The organism is Bordetella petrii (genome assembly GCF_020991325.1).
Lineage (GTDB): Bacteria > Pseudomonadota > Gammaproteobacteria > Burkholderiales > Burkholderiaceae_B > Bordetella_A > Bordetella_A petrii_E.
On record NZ_JAJMLX010000487.1, the window covers coordinates 1 to 1,384 of the forward strand.

Consider the following 1,384-nt stretch of genomic DNA (forward strand, 5'->3'; position numbering starts at 1 on the left):
GGCGCGGCGGCCTGGGCCAGCCCCGCGGCGGAATAGCGCGTGGGGCTCTGGAAATAGCATGCCGGGTCTTGCTGCAGCAGGCCCAGCAGGCCCGCCAGGGCCTTCAATTGGCCGGCGGCGCGCGCGCTGCCGCTGCGATTGGCCTCGGATGCCAGCTCGAACAGGGCAGCCACCGCGCCGGAGGTGTTGAAATCGTCGTCCATGGCGGCCTTGAAGGCCTGCGCCTGGGGGTCGTTCCAGTCGATGGCGCCGCCGTCGGGCGATACGTTCTGCAGCGCCTGGTACAGGCGGTCGAGGGCGTTCTGGGCGTCGACGAGGTTGTCGGGTGCGTAATTCTGCGGGCTGCGGTAGTGGTTGCGCACAATGAAAAAGCGCAGCATTTCCGCTTCGCGCGGGTTGACCGCGTAATCGGCCTGGCCGGCCGGCGCATCGCCCTGCGCGATGGTCTGGCGTATGGTGCGGAAGTTGCCCAGCGACTTCGACATTTTGTCGGAATCGACCATCAACGGGCCGCAATGCATCCAGATATTGGCCAGCGCGCCCCCAAAAGCGCCTTCGCTTTGCGCGATTTCGTTTTCGTGGTGCGGGAACTTCAGGTCGGGACCGCCGCCGTGGATGTCCAGGGGCAGGCCCAGCAGCGAGCGGCTCATGGCCGAGCACTCGATGTGCCAGCCGGGGCGGCCCAGCCCGTAAGGGGATTCCCACTTGGTGTCTGCGGGCTCTTCGTCCTTGGCGGCCTTCCACAGTACGAAGTCGAGCGGGTCCCGCTTGGCCGACCCCACCGCCACGCGCTCGCCGGCGCGCAGGTCGTCGAGCGCCTTGCCAGACAATTTGCCGTAGCCGGCGAAGCCCCGCACGGCGTAATTGACGTCGCCGTCGTCGGCGCGATAAGCCAGGCCGTTCTGTTCCAGGCGCTTGATGATGTCGAGCATGTCGCCCACGTATTGCGTGGCGCGCGGCTCGCGGTCGGGCGGCTGCACGCCCAGCGCGCGTTCGTCGGCATGCATGGCGGCGATGTAGTATTCGGTGACTTCGCCGATGCGGCGGCCGGTCTCGACGGCGCGCCGGATGATTTTGTCGTCGATGTCGGTGATGTTGCGCACGTAGTCGACCGCCAGCCCGCTGGCGCGCAGCCAGCGCTGCACCACGTCGAAGGCCACCAGCATGCGCGCGTGGCCCAGGTGGCAGTAGTCGTAGACGGTCATGCCGCACACGTACATGCGCACCTCGCCCGGCCGGACAGGCTGGAAAGGTTCTTTGGTACGCGACAACGTGTTGTAGATGTGCAGCATGACGCTTTGGATAGGCTTCGATATGTGGCGGTATAGGCCGCGGGCGGTTCGCGCCGGCGCAAGGCGGGCATCGGCGTGCGCCTGCCCGGGCG

At 67.3% G+C, this 1,384-nt stretch carries 1 protein-coding gene; it reads right to left on the bottom strand.

The window, feature by feature from the left end:
• Positions 1-1,292 (bottom strand): cysteine--tRNA ligase (cysS, locus tag LPZ50_RS24840; protein WP_230665492.1); only part of this gene is annotated, 1,292 nt, incomplete at its 3' end.
• Between the last annotated feature and the right edge of the window lie 92 nt (positions 1,293-1,384).